The organism is Rhodococcus parequi, assembly GCF_046042785.1.
GTDB lineage: Bacteria > Actinomycetota > Actinomycetes > Mycobacteriales > Mycobacteriaceae > Prescottella > Prescottella parequi.
In genome coordinates this window covers 154,903-178,061 of sequence record NZ_JBDLNV010000005.1, presented here as the reverse complement: position 1 = coordinate 178,061, position 23,159 = coordinate 154,903, and the positions used below count along the sequence as shown (strand labels likewise).

Sequence of the window (23,159 nt, the reverse complement as noted above, 5' to 3'; positions counted from 1 at the left end):
TGGCCGGCTCTTCCCCCAGGAAGGGCCGGCCACCCGTGCGTCCTTCTCAGCGACGCAGGTATCGGTCGAGTTCCGGTCCGACCACCTCGAGCGCTCCCGGTGACAGCAGCTGCCGGTGTCCGGCAGCGACCGGGATCACGTCGACCGATCCGCGGACGGAATCGCGCCAGCCCGCCGCGCCGTCGGCCTCTCCCATGTCCGCGCCGAAGTAGAGCAGATCGCCGTCGAAGTCACCCGGACGGTAGCGGCCGAGGAGGTCGAACGAATGCGAGATGCTCTCGACGATGCGTTCCCAGTCCTCGCCTGTGATGCGGTCGAACGGTGCCGGCAGTCTGCGCAGGATGGCCTCGACGCGGTCGGCATCCAACTGTCGGAGCGCGACGTCTCCACCGGCGAGTTCGGCCGCGAAATCACCCAGGAGGTCGCCCAACGAGGGGTCCTCGTACTCGGCGACGCCTGTCGCCGGGTCCGCGACATGGCTGTCGAGCATGGCGAGGGTCTGCACCGTCTCGCCCATGTCACGTAGGTGTACCGCCATGGCATGGGCGATCGATCCACCGAGGGACCAACCGATGAGGTGGTAGGGGCCGCTCGGCTGGATCCGTCGGATCCGGTCGACGTACAGCGCAGCCCAGTCCTCGATGCTTGCGGGGAACTCGATGTGCTCGCTCAGGGCGGGCGACTGGATGCCGTAGATGGGGCGGTCCTCGTCGACGTACCCGGCCAGACCGGCGAAGCTCCACGACAGCCCGGTGACCGGGTGGATGCAGAACAGTGGCTCCGACGTGCCCGAGGCCCGCAACGGCAGCACCACACCGAGACCGGCGGCCTCGTGGTCGCCGCGGTCCGCGCCGGAGTGTGCACCGGCTTCGATCCGCGCCGCGATGCTCTCGACCGTGGGATCGACGAACATCCACTGCAGCGGCAACGTGACGTCGAGAGCGTCGCGCAGCGCGGCCACGACGGTCACCGCGACGAGTGAATTGCCGCCGAGGTCGAAGAACTCGTCGTCGAGACCGACCCGGTCGATCCCGAGCGCGTTCGCGAAGGCACGGGCCACCGCAGTCTCGACGGGCGTAGCCGGAGCACGGAACTGCCGTGGCGCGACGTCCGGGGCCGGCAGTGCCTTGCGGTCGATCTTGCCGTTCACGTTCAGCGGGAGAGCGTCGAGTTCGACGAAGACCGACGGCACCATGTAGGACGGCAGGCCGGTCGCGAGGCCTGCCGCAAGTTCGGCGGTGTCGATCGGCGCGGTGCCCGTCGACACGATGTATGCCACCAGCCGGTCGCCGGACCGGCCGTCGTTCCGCACGATGACGGCCGCCTCGGCGACGTCGCTGCGCGCCCGCAGCGCGGCCTCGATCTCGCCGAGCTCGATGCGGAAACCGCGCACCTTGACCTGGAAGTCGGCGCGCCCCACGTAGTCGAGGGTGCCGTCGGTGCGCCACGCGACGACGTCACCGGTGCGGTACATCCGCTCCCCCGCCGGACCGTACGGGTCGGCGACGAATCGGTCGGCGGTGAGCGCCGGACGACCGAAGTAGCCGCGCGCCAGCTGGGCGCCGGCGAGGTACAGCTCGCCGGGCACACCGACCGGGACGGGCCGCAGACGGTCGTCGAGGACGAGCAGTCGGGTGTTCCATTCGGGCCCGCCGATCGGCACTGCGGATCCGGTGGTGTCCTCGACGCGCTGCGCCGTGACCGACACCGCGGCCTCGGTGGGCCCGTAGAGGTTGAACAGGTCGGACGTACCCGCGGCAACGAAGCGCGCGGCGGTGTCGGCCGGCAGCACCTCGCCGATCGCGAGGACCCGGCGCAGCGACTCGGGCAGCCGGTCCCCCGACTCGACGAGCAGCGCCTGCAGCATCGACGGCACCGCGTGCAGGGTGGTCACCTTCTCGCGACGCATCAACGAGTCGAGGTAGCCGGGGTCGCGGTGGCCGTCCGCGGTGGCGACGACGAGTCGTCCGCCGGAGGTCAGCGCGGACCAGAACTCCCACACCGACAGGTCGAACGTCGCCGCGGTCTTGAGCAGCGCGGCATCCGAGGCGTCCAGGCCGTATTCGGCGCGCTTCCATTCCAATTGGTTGACGATCGCCGCATGGCTGACGGCCACGCCCTTGGGCCTGCCCGTCGAGCCCGACGTGAAGATCACGTAGGCGGTGTTCGCCGGCCGCAGCGGTGACGTGCGTTCGCGGTCGGTGACCGGGCGGGTGTCGATGTCCGTGGCCTCGAGCGTGTCGACGTGCACCACGGGAAGGTGCGCAGGCATCTCGACGTCCTCGCGGGTGGTGGCCAGCACGCAGACCGGTTGCGCCGTGTCGAGGATGTACGCGGTGCGGTCGGCGGGATGGTCCGGGTCGATCGGCACATAGGCGCCGCCGGCCTTCGCGACCGCGTACATGCCGACGAGCAGGTCCACCGAACGCCGCATTGCCAGCGCGACACGGGATTCCGGTCCGACGCCCATCCCGATCAGGCGACGGGCCAACCGGTTGACCCGCGCGTCGAACTCCGCGTAGGAGAGCCGTTCGCCCTCGGCCACGACGGCCAAGGCGTCGGGGGCGGCCACGACCTGAGCGTCGAACAGGTCGACCAGTGTGAGGTCGTCCCCGACCGGATGCCGGGTCGCATTCCACCGCCCGAGCACCTGATCGCGCTCGTCGGCGTCGATCATCTCGAGGTCGCCGACCGGTACCGACGCATCGGCGACCACACCGCGCAGGATGCGGGCGTACATCTGCGCGAATCGGCGGACCGTCGCCTCGGTGAACAGGTCGGTGGCGTACGTGAAATCGACGCTGAAGTCGGCGGGATCACCGTTCGCGTCGACGTTGTCGACGATGGTGGCGTGCAGGTCGAACTTGGCCAGTTCGAAGTCGATGTCGACCGGAGCGACCTCGAGTCCCGGAAGCTCGAGGACATCGTTCTTCATGTTCTGGAACGAGAAGCCCACCTGGAAGAGCGGATGCCGGGCGCGTGAGCGAACCGGGTTGAGGACCTCGACGAGACGTTCGAACGGCACATCGTCGTTGGCGAAAGCATCGAGGTCCGCGCTGCGCACGCGTTCGAGCAGATCGACGAAGGACTCCCCGGGATCGACCTCGATCCGCAGTGCGAGGGTGTTGACGAACATGCCGATCAGGTCGTCGAGCGCGGCCTCACCGCGGCCCGACACCGGGGTGCCCACGACGATGTCGCTGCTGCGCGACAGCCGTGCCAGCAACACCGCCAGCGCCGCGTGCATGACCATGAACGAGCTCGCACCGCGCTCGCGGCCCAATTCCACCAGGCCGCGGTGTGTTTCGGCGTCGACCGACGCACCGATGGTCGCGCCGGTGTACGACTGCACAGCCGGCCGCGGGAGATCGGTGGGCAGATCGAGCTGATCCGGGATGCCGGCCAGTTTCTCCTCCCAGAAGGCGATCTGCTTCGCGATCACCGAGTCCGGATCGTTCTCGGAACCGAGCGTCTCGCGCTGCCAGACCGCGTAGTCGGCATACTGCACGTCCAGGGGAGCCCACCCGGGCGCGGACTCGGCCGCCCGCGCGACGTACGCGGTCATGACGTCGCGAACCAGTGGTCCCATCGACACGCCGTCCGCGGAGATGTGGTGCACCACGAGCGTCAGCACGTACGACGACGGTGACAGTTGGAACAGACGCACCCGCAGCGGCACCTCGGCCGTCACGTCGAACGCGGTCAGCGCGATCGCGCTCAGCCGCTCGTTCACCGCGTCGGCGGCGACCTGTTCGGGCCCGAAGTCCCAGTCGGCCACAACATCCTGGACGGGGAGCACCGACTGGTACCCGACGCCGTCGTGCTCGGGATACCGGGTACGCAGTGCATCGTGCCTGGACACGACGTCGACGACCGCCTCGCGAAGCGCCTCGACGTCGAGGTCTCCGGTGAGGCGGACGGCGATCGGGATGTTGTTCACCGCCGACTCCGGCTCGAGGCGATTGAGGAACCACATCCGCTGCTGCGCGAGCGACAGCGGGATCCGGCTGTCGTGGCTGCGTGCCACGAGGGCGGGCCGCACTGCGCCTGTGAACGATTCCATTCGTGCCGCAAGGGCTTCCACGGTGGAAGCGTCGAACAGCTCGCGGACGGGGACTCGCGTGTCGAGGGCCGCACCGAGCCGCGCCACGAGCTTGGTCGCGACGAGCGAGTTGCCGCCGAGGTCGAAGAAGTCGTCGTCCAGGCCGGCCCGGTCGACTCCCAGTACGTCCACGAAGGCCTGCGCGACGAGCACCTCGGTCTCCGACGCGGGGGCGCGGAATTCACGTGCCTCGAAGCTGGGTACCGGCAACGCCTGACGATCGAGTTTGCCCACCGCGGTGAGGGGCACCTCGTCGAGGACGACGATCGACGCGGGAACCATGTACGACGGCAGCAACGACGCGACGTGCGCGGACATCGCGTCGGTGTCCACCCCGTCGGCGAGCACGTAGGAGACCAGCGCGGTCTGACCGGACGGCATGGGGTGGCCCACGGTCGTCGCGAACGACACTCCGGGGCAGTCCGTCAGTGCGGCGTCGATCTCGCCCAGTTCGATCCGGAAGCCCCGGACCTTGACCTGGAAGTCCGAGCGGCCGACGTACTCGATCGACATGTCGGTGGCGCCTGCCGCTTCTCCACTCGGCGACGCGGTCCATCGGACGACGTCACCGGTGCGGTACATCCGTTCTCCCGCAGCGCCGTACGGGTTGGCGACGAACCGGTCCGCCGTCAGCGCGGCACGGCCGTGGTAGCCGCGTGCCAGCGCGCCGCCCGACAGGTACAGCTCACCGGCGACGCCACGGGGCACCGGACGCAACCGGGTGTCGAGGACGAGGGCTCCCACGCCGGGAACGGGGCCGCCCACCGTGACGGGCTTGCCTGCGAACAACTCTCCTCGCGTCGAGATGATCGTGGTCTCGGTGGGACCGTACGCGTTGAAGAACTGACGGTCCGGCGCCCAGTTCCCCACGAGTTCGGTGGTCGAGGCGTCTCCGCCCACGGACAGCAGACGCAGATCGTCGAGGCCCTCGGGGTTCATCGATCCGAGAACGGCGGGCGTGATGATCGCGACGGTCACCTTGCGCTCGGCGAGCAGAGCATGCAGCTCCTCGCCGCCGAGGATGGTCGGGGGCACCACCACGAGTTCCGCACCCGCCGCGGCGGCGAGCGCCCACTCGAACACCGACGGGTCGAAACTCGGCGAACAGATGTGCAGCACACGATCCGACGCGGTCACTGAGTACAGGTCCACGGACTGGTCCACCAGGCCAGACAGACCTCGGTGCGTCACGACGACGCCCTTCGGTCTGCCCGTCGATCCCGACGTGTAGATCACGTAGGCGGCGTGGTCGAGCAGCAGGGGCTGCGTCCGGTCACCGTCGGCGACGGTCTCGGCGGAATGCCCGGCGTCGACCGCGGCACGTTCGAGATCGTCGAGCGACCACCACGAGACCGCACCCGGCAGCTTCGCGATCGAGTCGGCCACGGCGATACCCAGCGCCGCGGCGGAGTCCGTCACCATGTGTTCGATCCGGTCGCCCGGATACGTCGGGTCCACCGGCACGAAGGCGGCGCCGGTCTTCGCGACCGCCCACACGCACAGCACCATCTCCCAGGAACGCGGGAACGACAGTGCAACCACACTCTCCGGTCCGATGCCGCGCGAGATCAGTTCACGGGCGAGAACACTCGAACGCTCGTCGAGGTTCCCGTACGTCAGCGTGGTGTCGCCGCAGCCGAGTGCCGGAGCGTCCGGATTCGACGCCACGGTGCGGCCGAGAATCTCGGTCAGGGTCTCCGGTCGCGCCACCTCGGGTCCGGCGACGGTGGTGAGGGCCGCGAGTTCGGGATCCGAGAGCAGCACCGCATCACCCACGGGCACCGAGGCGTCGGAGACGAGGGAGTCGAGGAGCCGCACGAATCGCTCGCCGATCGAGACGACGGTCGACGCGTCGAACAGGTCGGTGGCGTAGGTCATGTCGACCGCCAGGGCCGCCCGACCGGAATCACCGTCGACGACGTCCGCGACGGTCACCTGCAGATCGAACTTGGCGAGCGCGATGTCGAAGTCGACACCCGACACGCTCAGCCCGGGCAGTTCCAGGGCCTGCCCCGCCACACCGCTCTGGAACGCGAGAGCCACCTGGAACAGCGGGTGCCGGGCCTGCGAGCGTTCGGGGTCGAGGATCTCGACGAGCCGCTCGAAGGGCAGGTCGGCGTGCTCGAAGGCAGCCAGGTCGGTGGACCGGACCTGTGCGAGCAGGTCGGCGAAGGACTGCCCGCCGTCGATCTCGGTGCGCAGAACCAACGTGTTGACGAACATGCCGATCAGGTCGTCGAGGGCAGCCTCGCCGCGGCCGCCGACCGGCGTGCCGATCGCGATGTCCGAGGTTCCACTGAGCCGCGCGAGCAGGACCGAGAGCGCGGCGTGTACGACCATGAACGGCGAGGCCGCATGGGTTCGAGCTACATCCTCGATGCGGGACCGGAGATCGGCGTCGATCGAGAACGTGTGCGTGGCACCGCCGTTGGAGGCGACCGCGGGACGCGGACGATCCGACGGCAGGTCCAGCTGGTCGGGCAGGCCCGCGAGCGCGGACGTCCAGTAGGCGACCTGTCGCGCGATCACCGAGTCCGGGTCGTCCTCACCGCCGAGGACCTCACGCTGCCACAGCGCGTAGTCGGCATACTGCACGTCGAGCGGCACCCAACCGGGCGCCTGACCCCGGCTGCGGGCCGCGTAGGCCGTCATCACGTCGCGTGCGAGCGGGCCCATCGAGACGCCGTCGGCTGCGATGTGGTGCAGCACCAGGACGAGCACCAGCTCGGTCGGCGACAGCACGAAAGCCCGTGCGCGGACCGGGAGTTCGGCGGTCAGGTCGAACCCTTCGAGCGCCCACTCCTCGATACGGCCGACCAACGCGCCCTCGGTGACCTGCTCGACCCCGAGATCGACGTCGAGGGCGTCCGCGCTCAGGATCTGCTGACTTCCGACTCCGTCGATGTCCGGGAACACCGTGCGCAGCGACTCGTGGCGGGCAAGGACATCTCGCACCGACATCGCCAGCGCCTCGGTATCCGCGTCGCCCGACAGCCGGATCGCGAGCGGAATGTTGTTCACTGCGGATTCGGGGTCGAGTCGGTTGAGGAACCACATCCGCTGCTGCGCCAACGACAACGGGATCCGATCCGGACGCGGCCCCGCCACCAAAGCCTTACGACCACCCACCCCCGCGAGCGACTCCACCCGCACAGCAAGCGCTTCCACCGTCGACGCATCGAACAACACCCGCACCGGCACCTGAGCGTCGAGCGCCCCGCCCAGACGCGCGGCGACCTGCGTCGCAACCAGCGAATTACCACCGAGCGCGAAGAAATCGTCGTCCAGACCCACCCGATCCACACCGAGCACATCCGCGAACACACCCGCAACGAGCACCTCGGTCGCCGTCACCGGCGCCCGGAACTCGCGAGCCTCGACCACCGGCTCCGGCAACGCCTTCCGATCCAACTTGCCCGACGCATTCACCGGGAACGCATCGAGCACCACGAACAGCTGCGGCACCATGTACGACGCCAGTCGCTCGGCCAGGGCAGCCTTCACCGCGCCCTCGTCGACCGCGACCCCGGACACCGGCACCACGTAGGCGACCAGCCGGTCGTTCCTCACCAGCACCACCGACTGCGCAATCGACTCCTGCACCAGCAGCGCCGACTCGATCTCCCCCAACTCGATCCGCAGACCACGCAACTTCACCTGGAAGTCCGTGCGACCGATGTACTCGAGCTCACCCGAGCTGGTCCACTGCACCAGGTCACCCGTGCGATACATGCGAGAACCATTCGCACCGAACGGATTCGCCACAAACCGATCCGCCGTCAAATCCGCGCGCGAAACATACCCGCGCGCCAACTGGGCGCCCGCCAGATACAACTCACCCGCAACACCCACCGGCACCGGGTTCAAACGCCCGTCCAGCACGAACAACTGCGTATTCCACACCGGCGCACCGATCGGCACACCAGCCTGATCCGCGACAGTGACCTCGTGGAACGTGACATCGACAGCGGCCTCCGTGGGCCCGTACAGGTTGTGCAGAACCGCACCCGAGACGTCCCGGAAACGGGCCGCGGTCTGCGGCGGCAACGCCTCACCCGACGCGAACACCAACCGCAACGACTCCACAGCCGGCTGCGTCGGATCCCCCGACACTCCGCCCGCCAGCGACGCCACGAACACCGACAGCATCGACGGCACGAAATGCGCGACGGTGACGCTCCGCTCGGCCATGACCCGCGCCAGGTAGGCCGGATCCCGGTGCCCGTCGGGCGCCGCAACCACCAACCGCGCACCCACCTGCAACGGCCAGAAGAACTCCCACACCGACACATCGAACGTGAACGGCGTCTTCTGCAACACGATGTCGTCAGCGGTCAGCCCGTACTCCGCCTGCATCCACACCAGACGATTCACAATCGCCCCATGCTCGACCGCCACACCCTTCGGCCGACCCGTCGAACCCGACGTGAAGATCACGTAGGCAGTGTTCGAACCACGCAGCGCCCCAAGCCGATCCACATCCGACACCGGAGCAGACGAGAAGCCGGACACATCCACCTCGTCGACAAGCACGACGGGGACAGACCTCTCCCCCGCGACCTCGACATGGTCTCGCGACGTCGACAACACCAACGCGGGCGCAGCCGTGTCCAGGATGTAGCCGTTGCGCTCGGCCGGCTGATCCGGGTCGATCGGCACATAGGCTCCACCGGCCGCGAGCACCGCATACATGCCCACCAGCAGATCCACCGACCGCCGCATCCCCAGACCCACCAACGAGTCCGGCCCCACACCCTCCGCGATCAGCAACCGCGCAGTGCGCCGCACCCGGCCCGCGAACTCCGCATAGGTGAGCGACTCACCCTCGAACACCACCGCCACCGCATCCGGCGTCCGCGCCACCTGCGCCTCGAACAGATCCACCAACGTCACGTCGTCGACCGGGCGAGCGGTGGCGTTCCACTCCTCGACCACCAGCGACCGCTCGACCTCGTCCAGCAACTCGACGGCACCGACGAGGGTCGCCGGGTCGCCGACGACCGTGTCGATGACCCGCGCGAGCCGGTCGCCGAAGGTGCGCATCGACGACTCGTCGAAGAGATCCGTCGCATACGTGAGCGCGATCGCGTACCCGGACTCGGCCGCGGACTCGAGAACCGTCACCTGCAGATCGAACTTTGCTGTGGCGGAGTCGAACTCGACCTCGGATACGGCAAGGTCGCCGAGCGCGAACTCGGCGCTCCCGAGGTTCTGGAACGTGAGCATCACCTGGAACAACGGATGCCGCGCCTGCGAGCGCGCCGGATCCAGAATCTCCACCAGCCGCTCGAACGGCACGTCCGCGTGCCCGAACGCGGCCAGATCCGACGACCGCACCTGCCCGAGCAGTTCCTCGAAAGTCGCACCCGGCTGCACATCCGCACGCAGCACCAGCGTGTTGACGAACATGCCGATCACATCATCGAGAACCGCCTCACCGCGACCGGCCACCGGCGTGCCGACCGCGATGTCCGACGTCCCGCTCAACCGCGCCAGCAACACCGACAGCGCCGCATGCACCACCATGAACGGCGTGACGGAGTGTTGACGAGCGAACTCGTCGACAGCTCGGGAGAGGTCGGCGTCGAGCGTGAACCGGTGCGTGGCACCGTGGTTGGTCGCGACTGCGGGGCGCGGGCGGTCGGTCGGCAGATCCAGCTGGTCCGGAAGCCCGGCGAGCGCCTGTGTCCAGAACGAGATCTGTTGCGCCAGAACGGAGGTGGCATCGTCCTCGGACCCGAGCACGTCCCGCTGCCACAACGTGAAGTCCGGGTACTGGACCGGGAGGGGCGCCCACGTAGGTGCGTCGCCCGCCGAGCGGGCGGCATAGGCCGCCATCACGTCGCGGGTCAGGGGGCCGATCGAGAAGCCGTCGGCAGCGATGTGGTGCACGACGAAGACCAGCGCATGCTCGGTCGGTGACACCGCGAACAGGGTTGCCCGGAGCGGGATGTCGGCGCCGAGGTCGAAGCCGGCGCCCAGCAGTGCAGCGACCCTGTCCAGGAGGTCGTCGGCCGACACGTTCTCGACGGGAAGCAGGTCGGCAAGTTCGGCCGTGGGCCGGACCGTCTGGTAGCCGACGCCGTCCGCATCGGGGAAGACGGTGCGCAGCGACTCGTGGCGCTCCACCACGTCCACGACGGCGGACCGCAGTGCCGATACGTCGAGCGCGCCGGTCAACCGGATCGCGACGGGAATGTTGTTCACCGTCGATTCGGGCTCGAACCGGTTCAGGAACCACATGCGCTGCTGCGCGAGCGACAACGGAATCCGGTCCGGTCGAGGCCCGGCCACGAGTTCCTTGCGTGCGGGGGCACCGGATTCGGTCGCGATCCGGGCTGCCAGCGATTCCACGGTCGGTGCCTCGAACACCGCGCGCACCGGAATCTGTGCACCGGCGGCCGCAGACAGTCGTGCGACGACCTGCGTCGCGATCAACGAGTTTCCGCCGAGTTCGAAGAAGTCGTCGTCCCGGCCCACCCGATCGACACCCAGCACGTCGGCGAACACCGACGCGACGAGTTCCTCGTCGGAGCCTTCCGGAGCGCGGAACTCGCGGGCCTCGAAGACCGGGGTGGGCAGGGCCTGACGGTCGAGCTTTCCGACCGGGGTCAGTGGAATCTCGTCGAGCAGCATCACCGTGGCCGGCACCATGTGCCGCGGGAGCGACCGAGCGACGAACTCCGGGAGCACGGCCGTGTCGACCGTGCGCCCCGGAACCGCGTGGACGTATGCGACGAGCACCTTGCTGCCGGCGCCGGATCCGTGTGCGACGACAGCCGCGAAGTCGACGTCGTCGTGGGCTGCCAGAGCCGACTCGATCTCGCCGAGTTCGATCCGGAAGCCGCGGATCTTCACCTGGAAGTCGGAGCGTCCGACGTATTCGATCTGCTGAGCGGCATTCCACCGCACCACATCGCCCGTCCGGTACATCCGGGCGCCGGGTTCACCGAACGGGCACGCGACGAAACGTTCGGCGGTGAGGGCAGACCTGGCGTGGTAGCCGCGGGCGACGCCCGGCCCCCATACGTACAGCTCGCCCGCAACCCCCACGGGAGTGGGGCGCAGGCGGTCGTCCAGCACTACCAGTGACATGCCCTGGGTCGGGCCACCGATCGTGATCGGTTGCCCGGCGACGAGCGGATCGGAGATCGCCGTCATGATCGTGGTCTCGGTCGGGCCGTACCCGTTGAAGAACCGTCGTCCAGGGGTGGCCCAGCGCGACACCAGGTCGGGAGGGCAGGCCTCGCCGCCGACGACGACGTCGAGGAAGGTGTCGAGTCCCGCGGGGTCCACCGATGCCAGCGCGGCGGGGGTCACGAACCCGTGGGTGACCCGCTGTCCGGCGATCAGCGCGGCCAGTTCCTCGCCGCCGTACACCGTGGGCGGTGCGATCACCATCGTCGAGCCCGCACCGACCGCGAGGAGCAGCTCGAGCACCGAGGCGTCGAAGCTGGGCGAGGCGAAATGAAGGGTGCGGGATCGCGGGGTGAGGTTGTACCGCTGAACCTGTTCGGCACAGAAGTCGCCCAGACCGGCCTGGGTGACCACGACGCCCTTGGGCTTGCCCGTCGAACCGGATGTGTAGATGACGTAGGCGGCGTCGGTATCGGTCAGTCCGCGAGTGCGGTCGGCGAACGAGATCGGCTCCGGCGAGTGCTCGGCCAGAGTCTTCTCGAAGGTGTCCCCCAACACCATCCACTCCACCGATTCGGGGAGCGAGTCGCGAGCCTCCGGGGTGGTCAGTCCCAGGACCACCCCCGAATCCGACACCATGTGGGCGACACGGTCGGCCGGATAGTTCGGGTCGATCGGCACGTACGCCGCACCGGACTTGGCGACGCCCCACACCGCGGACACCGACTCGATCGAGCGGGGCACGGCGACGGCGACCGCGTCGCCCGGGCCGATGCCGCGCTCGATGAGCACGCGGGCGAGCCGGGACGACCAGGCGTCGAGGTCCGCGTAGGTCCGGGAACGATCCTCGTACACGAGCGCCGTGGCCGACGGATCCCGCTCGACCGCGGCCGCCAGCAACTGCGGCAGAGTCCGCGACACGGGGCGAGTCCGGCGCGCCGGGCGTTCCCTGCGCGCCGGGCGGGGGCGCCGCGTCCGCTTGCCCTCGTTGCCTTCCGTTCCCTGCAGCTCCCGACTCTGCTCACTCATGCGTTCCGAACACCTCGTGTACCACTTGCCGGCATCTCACAACGCACCACGGTGACTCATTCCTTACATCGACTACGCCCAGAACAAACCTTCATTATCGCCTCACACCGACCATGCGTCCGCGTCGGTGACGACCCGGACGTCCGGGGCGCCGTCCGAGCTTCCACCGTCGGTGAGGACCAGCACCTCGAGATCTTCGAGTTCTTCCACGTCGAGCGACTGAGCGCAGGCGTTCGACAGGAAAGCGTGGGTCACCCATTCGTCGGCGCAGACGTCGGTGACGTTACCGACACCGGTCTCGGTGACCACCGTCACCGCGCCTGCCGTGGAGGCCAGCAGCAGCTCCATGACCGACCAGATACTCGTGACCGGATCGAGGCTGACCGTCCGCGATTCGTAGGTGATTCCGTATCGGGAACGGTCCCGCTCGGCCAGCGCCACCGCGTAGCCATGGCTCAGGACCACTGATCCGTCCGCCGCCGAGAACGCGGGGTCACCTGCCTCGAGCAGTCGAGTCCGCTCGGAGTACGAGACCGGCCGACCAGGCTGCTCGTCGATCCGCGCGCGGTCCGCGGTGTCGTCCAGCACGATCCACTCGACACCCTCGTACGCCGTCTCCCGGTGCCGGGAGTCGGTGACGCCTACCTTCGCCGGCAGCGCCGTATCGATCGATTCCCAGGTGACAGCCGTCACGTCGACCGGGGTGAACGCTGCGCCGGACTTGAGTACCGCCCACGCCGCGATCACGGCGTCGGCCGACCGTGCGAGTGCAACGGGAACCCGATGTCCCGGGCCCACGCCCGCCGCGATCAGCACACGGGCCAGCCTGGACGAGCGCTCGTCGAGTTCGCTGTAGGTGATCTCGGTGCCGTCGTCCGAGACAGCGGGCGCCTCCGGGTCCGATTCGACGACTGCCGCCAGCACCTGCGGCAGGGTGCCGGTGGCCGGTGCGATCGTGTCCGACGGATCTGCTGCCTCCGCACGCGCGGAGGCGATTCCGGGCAGGCGCCCGCGCTCGGCCTCCGACACGATCTCGATGTCTCCGACGACAGCGTCGGGGTCGGCGACGACCGCTTCGAGGATCCGCACGAACCGCTGGCCCAACGTCACCACGGTCGCCGCGTCGAACAGGTCGGTGGCGTAGGTGAGGATCGCCTCGAGGTTGCCCGAGTCCGCCGGAATCAGGGTGAGCTGCAGATCGAACTTCGCGGCGCGGTCGGCATCCGGGACGCTGCTGACGGTCAGACCCGGCAGCGCGAGGTTCGCCTGCTGTTGATTCTGGAACGAGAGCACCGTCTGGAACAGCGGATGCCTCGCCGACGAGCGATCGGCCGCGACGGCTTCGACCACCCGCTCGAACGGCAGATCCGCATTGCCGAACGCCGAGAGATCGGTCTCCTTGGCCCGTGCCAGCACCTCGGTGAACGTCATCGACGACGTCAATCCCGTGCGCAACGCGAGGGTGTTGACGAACATGCCGACGAGGTCGTCGAGCGCCGCGTCGCCGCGACCGGCGATCGGCGTGCCGACCGTGACATCCCATGTACCGCTCAGACGCGCGAGCAGTACCGCCAGGGCGCTGTGCGCGACCATGAACAGCGAGGCACCCTCGCCGCGTGCCAACGACTCGAGACCCGAGTGCAGTTCCGCGGGGATCGTGAACTCGGTCTCGGCGCCCCGCATCGACGCGACCGCCGGCCGGGGCCGGTCGGTGGGGAGCTCGATCAGGTCGGGCGCCCCGGCAAGCGTGCGGGTCCAGAACTCGAGTTGCGCGGCGGCCACGCTCCCGGGCTCGTCGGCCGAACCGAGCACCTCGCGCTGCCACAGCGCGTAGTCGGCGTACTGCACGTCGAGCGGCGCCCACTGCGGCGCCTCGCCCTGCGCTCGTGCCGCGTAGGCGGAGACGAGATCGCGCGCCATCGGCGCCATCGATACACCGTCGGCACTGATGTGGTGGACGACGAACGCGAAGACGTGCGTGGTGTCGTCGAGGCGGAACAGTCCCGCCCGCAACGGCACCTCGCTGCGTACGTCGAATCCCCGTCCCAGCAGTTCCACGACGCGACCGTGCAGGTCGGCAGCGTTCACGGTGACGGGCGCGAGATCGAACTCGACGTCGTCGGCCGCGACGATCTTCTGGTGCGGCCCCTCCGCATCCTCCGGGTAGAAGGTGCGCAGCGACTCGTGGCGCACCAACACGTCCCGCAGGGCCGTGCGCAGGGCGTCGACGTCGAGCGAGCCGGTCAACTTCATCGCGAGGGGGATGTTGTAGCTCGTCGATTCGGGGTCGAGTCGGTTGAGGAACCACATCCGCTGCTGCGCCAACGACAACGGGATCCGATCCGGACGCGGCCCCGCCACCAAAGCCTTACGACCACCCACCCCCGCGAGCGACTCCACCCGCACAGCAAGCGCTTCCACCGTCGACGCATCGAACAACACCCGCACCGGCACCTGAGCGTCGAGCGCCCCGCCCAGACGCGCGGCGACCTGCGTCGCAACCAGCGAATTACCACCGAGCGCGAAGAAATCGTCGTCCAGACCCACCCGATCCACACCGAGCACATCCGCGAACACACCCGCAACGAGCACCTCAGTCGCCGTCACCGGCGCCCGGAACTCGCGAGCCTCGACCACAGGCTCCGGCAACGCCTTCCGATCCAACTTGCCCGACGCATTCACCGGGAACGCATCGAGCACCACGAACAGCTGCGGCACCATGTACGACGCCAGCGACGTCGACAGCCGCGCCTTGACCTCGGTGACATCCAGATCCTGACTTGCCACCACGTAGGCGACCAGCTGATCCGACTTCACCAGCACCACCGACTGGGAGACCTCCGGCAACGCCAGCAGCGCCGACTCGATCTCCCCCAACTCGATCCGCAGACCACGCAACTTCACCTGGAAATCCGTGCGACCGATGTACTCGAGCTCACCCGAGCTGGTCCACTGCACCAGGTCACCCGTGCGATACATGCGAGAACCATTCGCACCGAACGGATTCGCCACAAACCGATCCGCCGTCAAATCACTTCGGCCCACGTACCCGCGCGCCAACTGGGCGCCCGCCAGATACAACTCACCCGCAACACCCACCGGCACCGGGTTCAAACGCCCGTCCAGCACGAACAACTGCGTATTCCACACCGGCGCACCGATCGGCACACCGGCCTGATCCGCGACAGTGACCTCGTGGAACGTGACATCGACAGCGGCCTCCGTGGGCCCGTACAGGTTGTGCAGAACCGCACCCGGCACCACATCCCGCAGGCGCACAGCCGTGGACACCGGCAACGCCTCACCCGACGCGAACACCAACCGCAACGACTCCACACCCGCCACAGCCGGCGCAGCCACGAACACCGCCAACATCGACGGCACGAAATGCGCCGTCGTTACACCACACTCGATGATCGTGCGCGCGAGATACTCCGGATCCCGATGACCATCCGGAGCAGCAACCACCAACCGCGCACCCACCTGCAACGGCCAGAAGAACTCCCACACCGACACATCGAACGTGAACGGCGTCTTCTGCAACACGATGTCGTCAGCGGTCAGCCCGTACTCCGCCTGCATCCACACCAGACGATTCACAATCGCCCCATGCTCGACCGCCACACCCTTCGGCCGACCCGTCGAACCCGACGTGAAAATCACGTAGGCGGTGTTGCCGGAGCGCAGCGGTGCTCGCCGCTCGGCGTCGGTGACCGGGCCGTCGGCGCAGTCCGACACGTCGACCGTGTCGATCTCCACGCTCCGCAGGCCCGGCATGTCACCCGCGTCACGCGACGTGGTGAGCAGCAGAACGGGATTCGCGGTCTCGAGGATGTAGCGGTTGCGCTCGGCCGGCTGATCCGGGTCGATCGGCACATACCCACCACCGGCCGCGAGCACCGCATACATGCCCACCAGCAGATCCACCGACCGCCGCATCCCCAGACCCACCAACGAGTCCGGCCCCACACCCTCCGCGATCAGCAACCGCGCAGTGCGCCGCACCCGGCCCGCGAACTCCGCATAGGTGAGCGACTCACCCTCGAACACCACCGCCACCGCATCCGGCGTCCGCGCCACCTGCGCCTCGAACAGATCCACCAACGTCACGTCGTCGACCGGGCGAGCGGTGGCGTTCCACTCCTCGACCACCAGCGACCGCTCGACCTCGTCCAGCAGGTCGATGTCGCCGACGAGCGCCGACGGTGCGGAGGTGACCGCGGACAGGATGCGCAGGTAGCGGTCGCCGAAAGTGCGCATCGTCGCGGCGTCGAACAGGTCCGTCGCATACGTCAGGTCGATCGTCAGGCCGCGGTCGTCCCCGGTCTCGGTGACCGTGACCTGAAGATCGAACTTTGCTGTGGCGGAATCGAACTCGACATCCGAGACCTCGAGCCCGCCGAGATCGACGCGGGTGAGTCCCAGGTTCTGGAACGTGAGCATCACCTGGAACAACGGATGCCGCGCCTGCGAGCGCGCCGGATCCAGAATCTCCACCAGCCGCTCGAACGGCACGTCCGCGTGCCCGAACGCGGCCAGATCGGTCTCCCGGGTCCGCGTCAACAGGTCCTCGAACGAGCGGGCGCCGTCGACGTCGGTCCGAAGCACGAGCGTGTTGACGAACATGCCGATCACATCATCGAGAACCGCCTCACCGCGACCGGCCACCGGCGTGCCGACCGCGATGTCCGACGTCCCGCTCAACCGCGCCAGCAACACCGACAGCGCCGCATGCACCACCATGAACGGCGTGACGCCGCGGGTCCGCGCAAGGTCGGCGATCGCGGACTGCAGGTGGGCCGGGACCTCGACGGTGTGCCGGGCGCCGCGGTAGCCGGCGACGGCGGGGCGTGGCCGGTCCGTCGGCAGGTCCAACTGGTCCGGCAGACCCGCGAGGGCCCGCTCCCAGTAGGCGACTTGCGCCGACATCGTCGACTTCGGATCGTCCTCCGAGCCGAGGACGTCGCGCTGCCACAGCGTGTAGTCGGCGTATTGCACCGCGAGTGGCGCCCACCCGGGCAGGGTGCCGGCGGAACGGGCGGCGTACGCGGTCATCACGTCGCGCGTCAGCGGCCCCATCGAGAAGCCGTCGGCCGCGATGTGATGCACGACGAGCACCAGCACGTGCTCGGTGGGCGACAGGGCGAACAGCCGCGCCCGGACGGGGATGTCGGTGGTGAGGTCGAAGCCTGCCACGACCATCTGCTCGACGAGCGCCGGCAGGTCGGCCTCCGCCACGATCTCCGCGGTGACGGCGTCCGCGACCTCGGACGTCGGGCGGATCGACTGGAAGCCGACACCGTCGACGTCGGGGAACACGGTGCGCAGCGACTCGTGCCGGTCCAGGACGTCACCGATTGCCGCGGAGAGGGATTCGACGTCGAGGTCTCCCGACAGCCGGATCGCGAGCGGGATGTTGTTCACCGCCGATTCGGGTTCGAACCGGTTGAGGAACCACATGCGCTGCTGCGCGAGCGACAGCGGAATCCGATCGGGCCGGGGGCCGGCGACGAGAGCCTTCGCTCGGCCGCCGGTGGACGCCGACACCCGGGCGGCGAGGGATTCGACGGTCGAGGCGTCGAACAGGACACGCACAGGGACCGTGGAGTCGAGCGCCGCACCGAGTCGGGCGGCGACCTGAGTGGCCAGCAGCGAGTTGCCGCCGAGCGCGAAGAAGTCGTCGTCCCGGCCTACCCGCTCGGCGCCGAGGACCTCGGCGAACACCGAGGCGACGGCTTCCTCGACGGGGGTGGTCGGGGCCTGGAACTCACGTGCCTCGAATTCCGGCTCGGGCAGTGCCGTGCGGTCCAGCTTGCCGCTGCCGGTCAGCGGCAGTCGGTCGAGAATCACGAACGCGGCGGGCACCATGTACGCCGTGAGCGAGCGGGCCGCGAACTCCTTCAATGCGGTCGCCTCGATCGACCGGTCCGCGGCCGCCACCACGTAGGCGACGAGCTGGTCGCGCAGCACGACGACGGCGGTCTGGGCCACCGCGTCGTGCCGGGCCAGAACGGATTCGATCTCGCCGAGTTCGATCCGGAAGCCGCGCAGCTTCACCTGGTCGTCGGCGCGGCCGACGTACTCGAGCACCCGCGCATCGGTCGTGCGCACCATGTCGCCCGTGCGGTACAGGCGTGATCCCGGGGCACCGAACGGGTTGGCCACGAACCGTTCCGCGGTGAGCGCGGGGCGGCCGAGGTAGCCGCGGGCCACGCCTGCGCCGGCGAGGTACAGCTCACCGGGGACGCCCGCGGGCACGGGCCGCAGACGGCCGTCGAGCACGTATGCGTCGGCGCCGCGGATCGCCCGCCCGATCGTGACGGGCTCGCCGGGAACGAGGGCGTCGGAGATGTTGGACGCGACGGTCGCCTCGGTGGGTCCGTACGCGTTGAACATCCGGCGGCCCGGCGCCCATCGTGCGACAAGTTCGGCCGAGCAGGCCTCGCCGCCGACGACCACGGTGCGCAGGGCCTCGAGGCATGTCGGGTCCACCGAGGCCAGGGCGGCCGGCGTGACGAACGCGTGCGTGACGTGGTGCGTGCGCAGCAGTTCGGCCAGCTCGTGCCCGCCGTAGACGGTGGTCGGGGCGATCACCATGGTGGCGCCGGCACCGAACGCCATGAGCAGTTCGAGGATCGACGCATCGAAGCTGGGTGACGCGAAATGTAGTGTGCGGGAACCGGCCTCGATGCCGTACCGCTCCACCTGCTCGGCAGCGAAGGCGGCCAGACCGGTGTGCGTGACCACCACGCCCTTCGGCACACCGGTCGATCCGGACGTGTAGATGACGTAGGCGGCGTCGGTGACGCGCAGCGGCCCGGTGCGGTCCGCTGCGGTCACGGGGGCGGCGGATCGCGCGGCAACGTCGTCCACCGTCGCGGCGTCGTCGAGGACGATCCACGGCAGAGCGGCGGGCAGGACGCCGACGTGCTCGGTGCGGGTGATGCCCAGCAGCGCAGACGAATCCGACACCATGTGCGCGACGCGGTCGGCCGGGTAGTTCGGGTCCACCGGGACGAAGGCGGCGCCGCTCTTGGCGACGGCCCACACGGCGACGACGGACTCGATCGAGCGGGTGAGCGCGACGGCGACCACCGACTCCGGGCGGGCTCCGCGCGCGATCAGCGTGCGTGCGAGACGCGACGACCGCTCGTCGAGGTCGCGGTAGCTCACGGTCTCGTCACCCGAGACGAGCGCGGCCCGTGCCGGATCCGCGCTCGCGGCGGCGGACAGGATCTGCGGCAGCAGCACCGGGTCCGGCCCGAGGCTCCCGGTCACCGCGGTGAGAGTGGACATCTCGGCGGTGTCGAGGAGATCGATGTCGCCGACCACGACGGACGCGTCGGCGGCGACGGCCTCGAGCACGCGGACGAATCGATCGGCGAAGGTGCGCATGGTCGCTGCGTCGAACAGGTCGGTCGCGTACGTGAGGTCCACGTCCAGAGCGCCGGTCGCCGAATCGCTCGCAGCGACTGTGACGGCCAGGTCGAACTTCGCGACGGCGGCGTCGAAGTCCACTCCCGACACTGTGAGGTCGCCGAGCGCGAGTTCGGTGCGGTCCATGTTCTGGAAGGACAGGGCCACCTGGAACAGCGGGTGCCGGGCCTGCGACCGAGCCGGGCTCAGCACCTCGACCAGTCGCTCGAACGGCACGTCGGCATTGCCGAAAGCCTCGAGATCCGTGGCGCGCACATCGGCGAGCAGGTCCGTGAACCGGCGGTCGCCGCGGACGTCGGCCCGCAGCACGAGGGTGTTGACGAACATGCCGACGAGGTCGTCGAGCGCGGCCTCGCCACGGCCCGCGACCGGGGTGCCGATCGCGATGTCCGACGTTCCGCTCAACCGGGCCAGGAGCACCGACAGGGCCGCGTGCACCACCATGAACGTCGAGGCGCCGTGGTCGCGGGCGACCGCGTCGAGACGTGCCGACGTCCCGGAATCGATCGAGAAACGGTGTGAGGCACCGTTGTTCGACGCAACCGTGGGACGCGGGCGGTCGGCGGGCAGGTCCAGGCGGTCGGGCAGTTCCGCGAGCGCGCCCCGCCAGAACTCCACCTGCCGCGAGATGACCGACTCCGGATCGTCCTCGCTGCCCAGCACCTCGCGCTGCCACAGCGCGTAGTCGGCGTACTGCACCGCGAGCGGCGCCCAGTCCGGAGCCGCACCGGCCGACCGCGCGCCGTACGCGGCGACGATGTCACGCGTGAGCGGGCCCATCGAGAAGCCGTCTGCACTGATGTGGTGCACGACCACCACCAACACGTGGTCGGCGGGCGCCACCTCGAACAGCCGCACCCGGAACGGGACGGCGGCCGTGACGTCGAAGCCCTGCGAGATCGTCCGGGTCACGACGGCGGCGATATCCGACTCGGGCACCGACTCGGCGACGAGGTCGACCGGTACGCGGTCGGCGGGCAGGACCACCTGGCTCGCGGAGCCGTCGGTCTCCGGGAACACGGTGCGCAGCGACTCGTGCCGGGCGATCACGTCGGACACCGCCTCGCGGAGGGCGCCGACGTCCAGTGCGCCGGTCAACCGGATCGCGACGACGATGTTGTTCGCCGCGGATGCCGTGTCGAAGCGGTTGAGAAACCACATCCGCTGCTGCGCCATCGACAGCGGGACGGTGTCGGGGCGCTCCCGCGCCACGAGCGGGGCCCGGGTGTCGCCGCCGGCGGCCACCGCCGCATCGACGAGCGCCGCGAGTCGCGCGACGGTGGGGGCGTCGAAGAAGTCGCGCACGTCGATGCGGATGCCGAGGTCGGCGTTGATGCGCGCGACGACGCGGGTGGCGCTCAGCGAGTTGCCGCCGAGCGCGAAGTAGTCGTCGTCGACTCCGATCCGCTCGGCGCCCAGCACCTCCGCGAAAGTCGCCGCGAGCGTTTCCTCGGTGGGTGTGCTCGGCGCCCGGTACTCGCTCGCCAGTGACGAGAAGTCCGGCGCCGGCAGGGCCTTGCGGTCCAACTTGCCGCTGGCGTTCAGCGGGAACTCGGCCAGCGCGACGAACAGTGACGGCACCATGTACTCGGGCAGACGCGCACTCACCGCGGCGGCCAACTCGTGCCGATCCACGTCGGCGCCGCCGTCGGTGACGACGTACGCGACGAGGTGGTCCCCCAGGTCGGCGTCGGCGTGCACCACGACGACGGACTGCGAGACAGCCGGGTGGTCCAGCAGGGCCGACTCGATCTCGCCGAGCTCGATGCGCAGACCGCGCAGCTTCACCTGGAAGTCGGTGCGGCCGATGTACTCCAGCTCGCCGGAGCGACCCAGCTTGACCAGGTCACCGGTCCGGTACATGCGCTCGCCCGGAGCGCCGTACGGGTCGGCGACGAATCGGTCGGCGGTCAGGTCGGGGCGCTGCAGGTAGCCGCGGGCCAGCTGCACTCCCGCGAGGTACAGCTCACCCTCGGTGCCGGCCGGGACCCGCCGCAGGCCCTCGTCGAGGACGTACAGGTCGGTGTCGGCGACCGCCGCGCCGATCGGGACCGTCGACTCGTCGTCCGCGGTGACCTCGTGGAACGTGACGTCGACGGCGGCCTCGGTGGGCCCGTACAGGTTGTGCAGCGCCGCACCCGAGACGTCCCGGAAACGGGCCGCGGTCTGCGGCGGCAACGCCTCACCCGACGCGAACACATTCCGCAGCGTCGTGACGTCCTTCGCGCTCGGCTGTGACGGATCCCCCGTCGCTCCGCCCGCCAGCGACGCCACGAACACCGACAGCATCGAGGGCACGAAGTGCGCGACGGTGACGCCCCGCTCGGCCATGATCCGCGCCAGGTAGGCCGGGTCCCGGTGCCCGTCGGGCGCCGCGATCACCAGGCGTGCACCGGCCTGCAAGGGCCAGAAGAACTCCCACACCGACACGTCGAACGTGAACGGCGTCTTCTGCAGCACGACGTCGGCGTCGGACATGGGGTACCTGTGCTGGCGCCAGCGCAGATTGGCCACGATCGCGCCGTGTCCGACCGCGACGCCCTTGGGCCGGCCGGTGGAGCCGGACGTGAAGATGACGTACGCGAGGTTCTCGGCCGACAGCGGCGCCGACCGGTCGGCGTCGGTGACCGGCGCGTCCGAGCGGTCCTGAAGATTCAGCGTGTCGATCGCGAGGATCGGGGTGTCGGTGTCGAGGGTCAGCCCGTCCCGGGTGGTCGTGAGGATCACGACGGGACGCGCGATGTCGAGGACGTAGCCGAGGCGATCGGCCGGGTGGTCGGGGTCGAGCGGCACGTAGGCGCCGCCCGCCTTGACGATCGCGTACATGCCGACGAGCAGATCGAGTGAGCGGCGGATCCCGAGACCGACGAGGCTGTCCGGTCCCACGCCGAGCGAGATCAAGTGGCGTGCGAGACGATTCGCGCGCGCGTCCAGCTCCGCGTAGGTGAGGGTCGCGTCGTCGAACTCCAGCGCGATCGCGTCGGGCGTGCGGGCCACCTGATCGTCGAACAGCGAGGCCAGAGTGGTAGCAGGTCCGGCGTCGGGGGCAGCGGTGGCCGCGTCGCCGAGCACTTCGGTGGCGTCCGCGAACAGGGCGCTCAGGAGTCCGGGCAGTCCTCCGGTCTCGGGTGCCTCGAGCAGACCCGGCGCCACAGTGGACAGCACGACCGGGACGAGCGCGTCGATACCGAGCACGCCGCCCATCGCGGCATCGAGATTCTCGATCTCCTGCTTCAGCCGGGCATACGTGACGGTGGTGCCGCCGGCGGTCAGAGCGATCCGCTCGGGATCGACCTCGACCACGCCCGCGAGGAGCCTGGGCAGATCCTCGATCGTCAACGCGTCGACTCCGGGCTGCTGGGCCGCCATGTACTTGTCCTTCCCGACATCTGAAATCTTCGATCGCTCGATTCGGGGGAGCCGACGGGTCGGCTCCCCCGAATCATCCGACTGC

The 23,159-nt window shown here is 69.3% G+C and carries 2 protein-coding genes; both read right to left on the bottom strand.

What is annotated here, in order from left to right:
- Nucleotides 1-46: 46 nt before the first annotated feature.
- Complete coding sequence (locus tag ABEU20_RS15265) at nt 47-12,268, bottom strand: non-ribosomal peptide synthetase (protein WP_420165249.1); 12,222 nt, start codon at nt 12,266-12,268, stop codon at nt 47-49.
- Between the two features lie 102 nt (nt 12,269-12,370).
- Nucleotides 12,371-23,074: an amino acid adenylation domain-containing protein gene (locus ABEU20_RS15260; RefSeq protein ID WP_420165248.1), complete on the bottom strand. Its 10,704-nt coding sequence runs from the start codon at nt 23,072-23,074 to the stop codon at nt 12,371-12,373.
- Between the last annotated feature and the right edge of the window lie 85 nt (nt 23,075-23,159).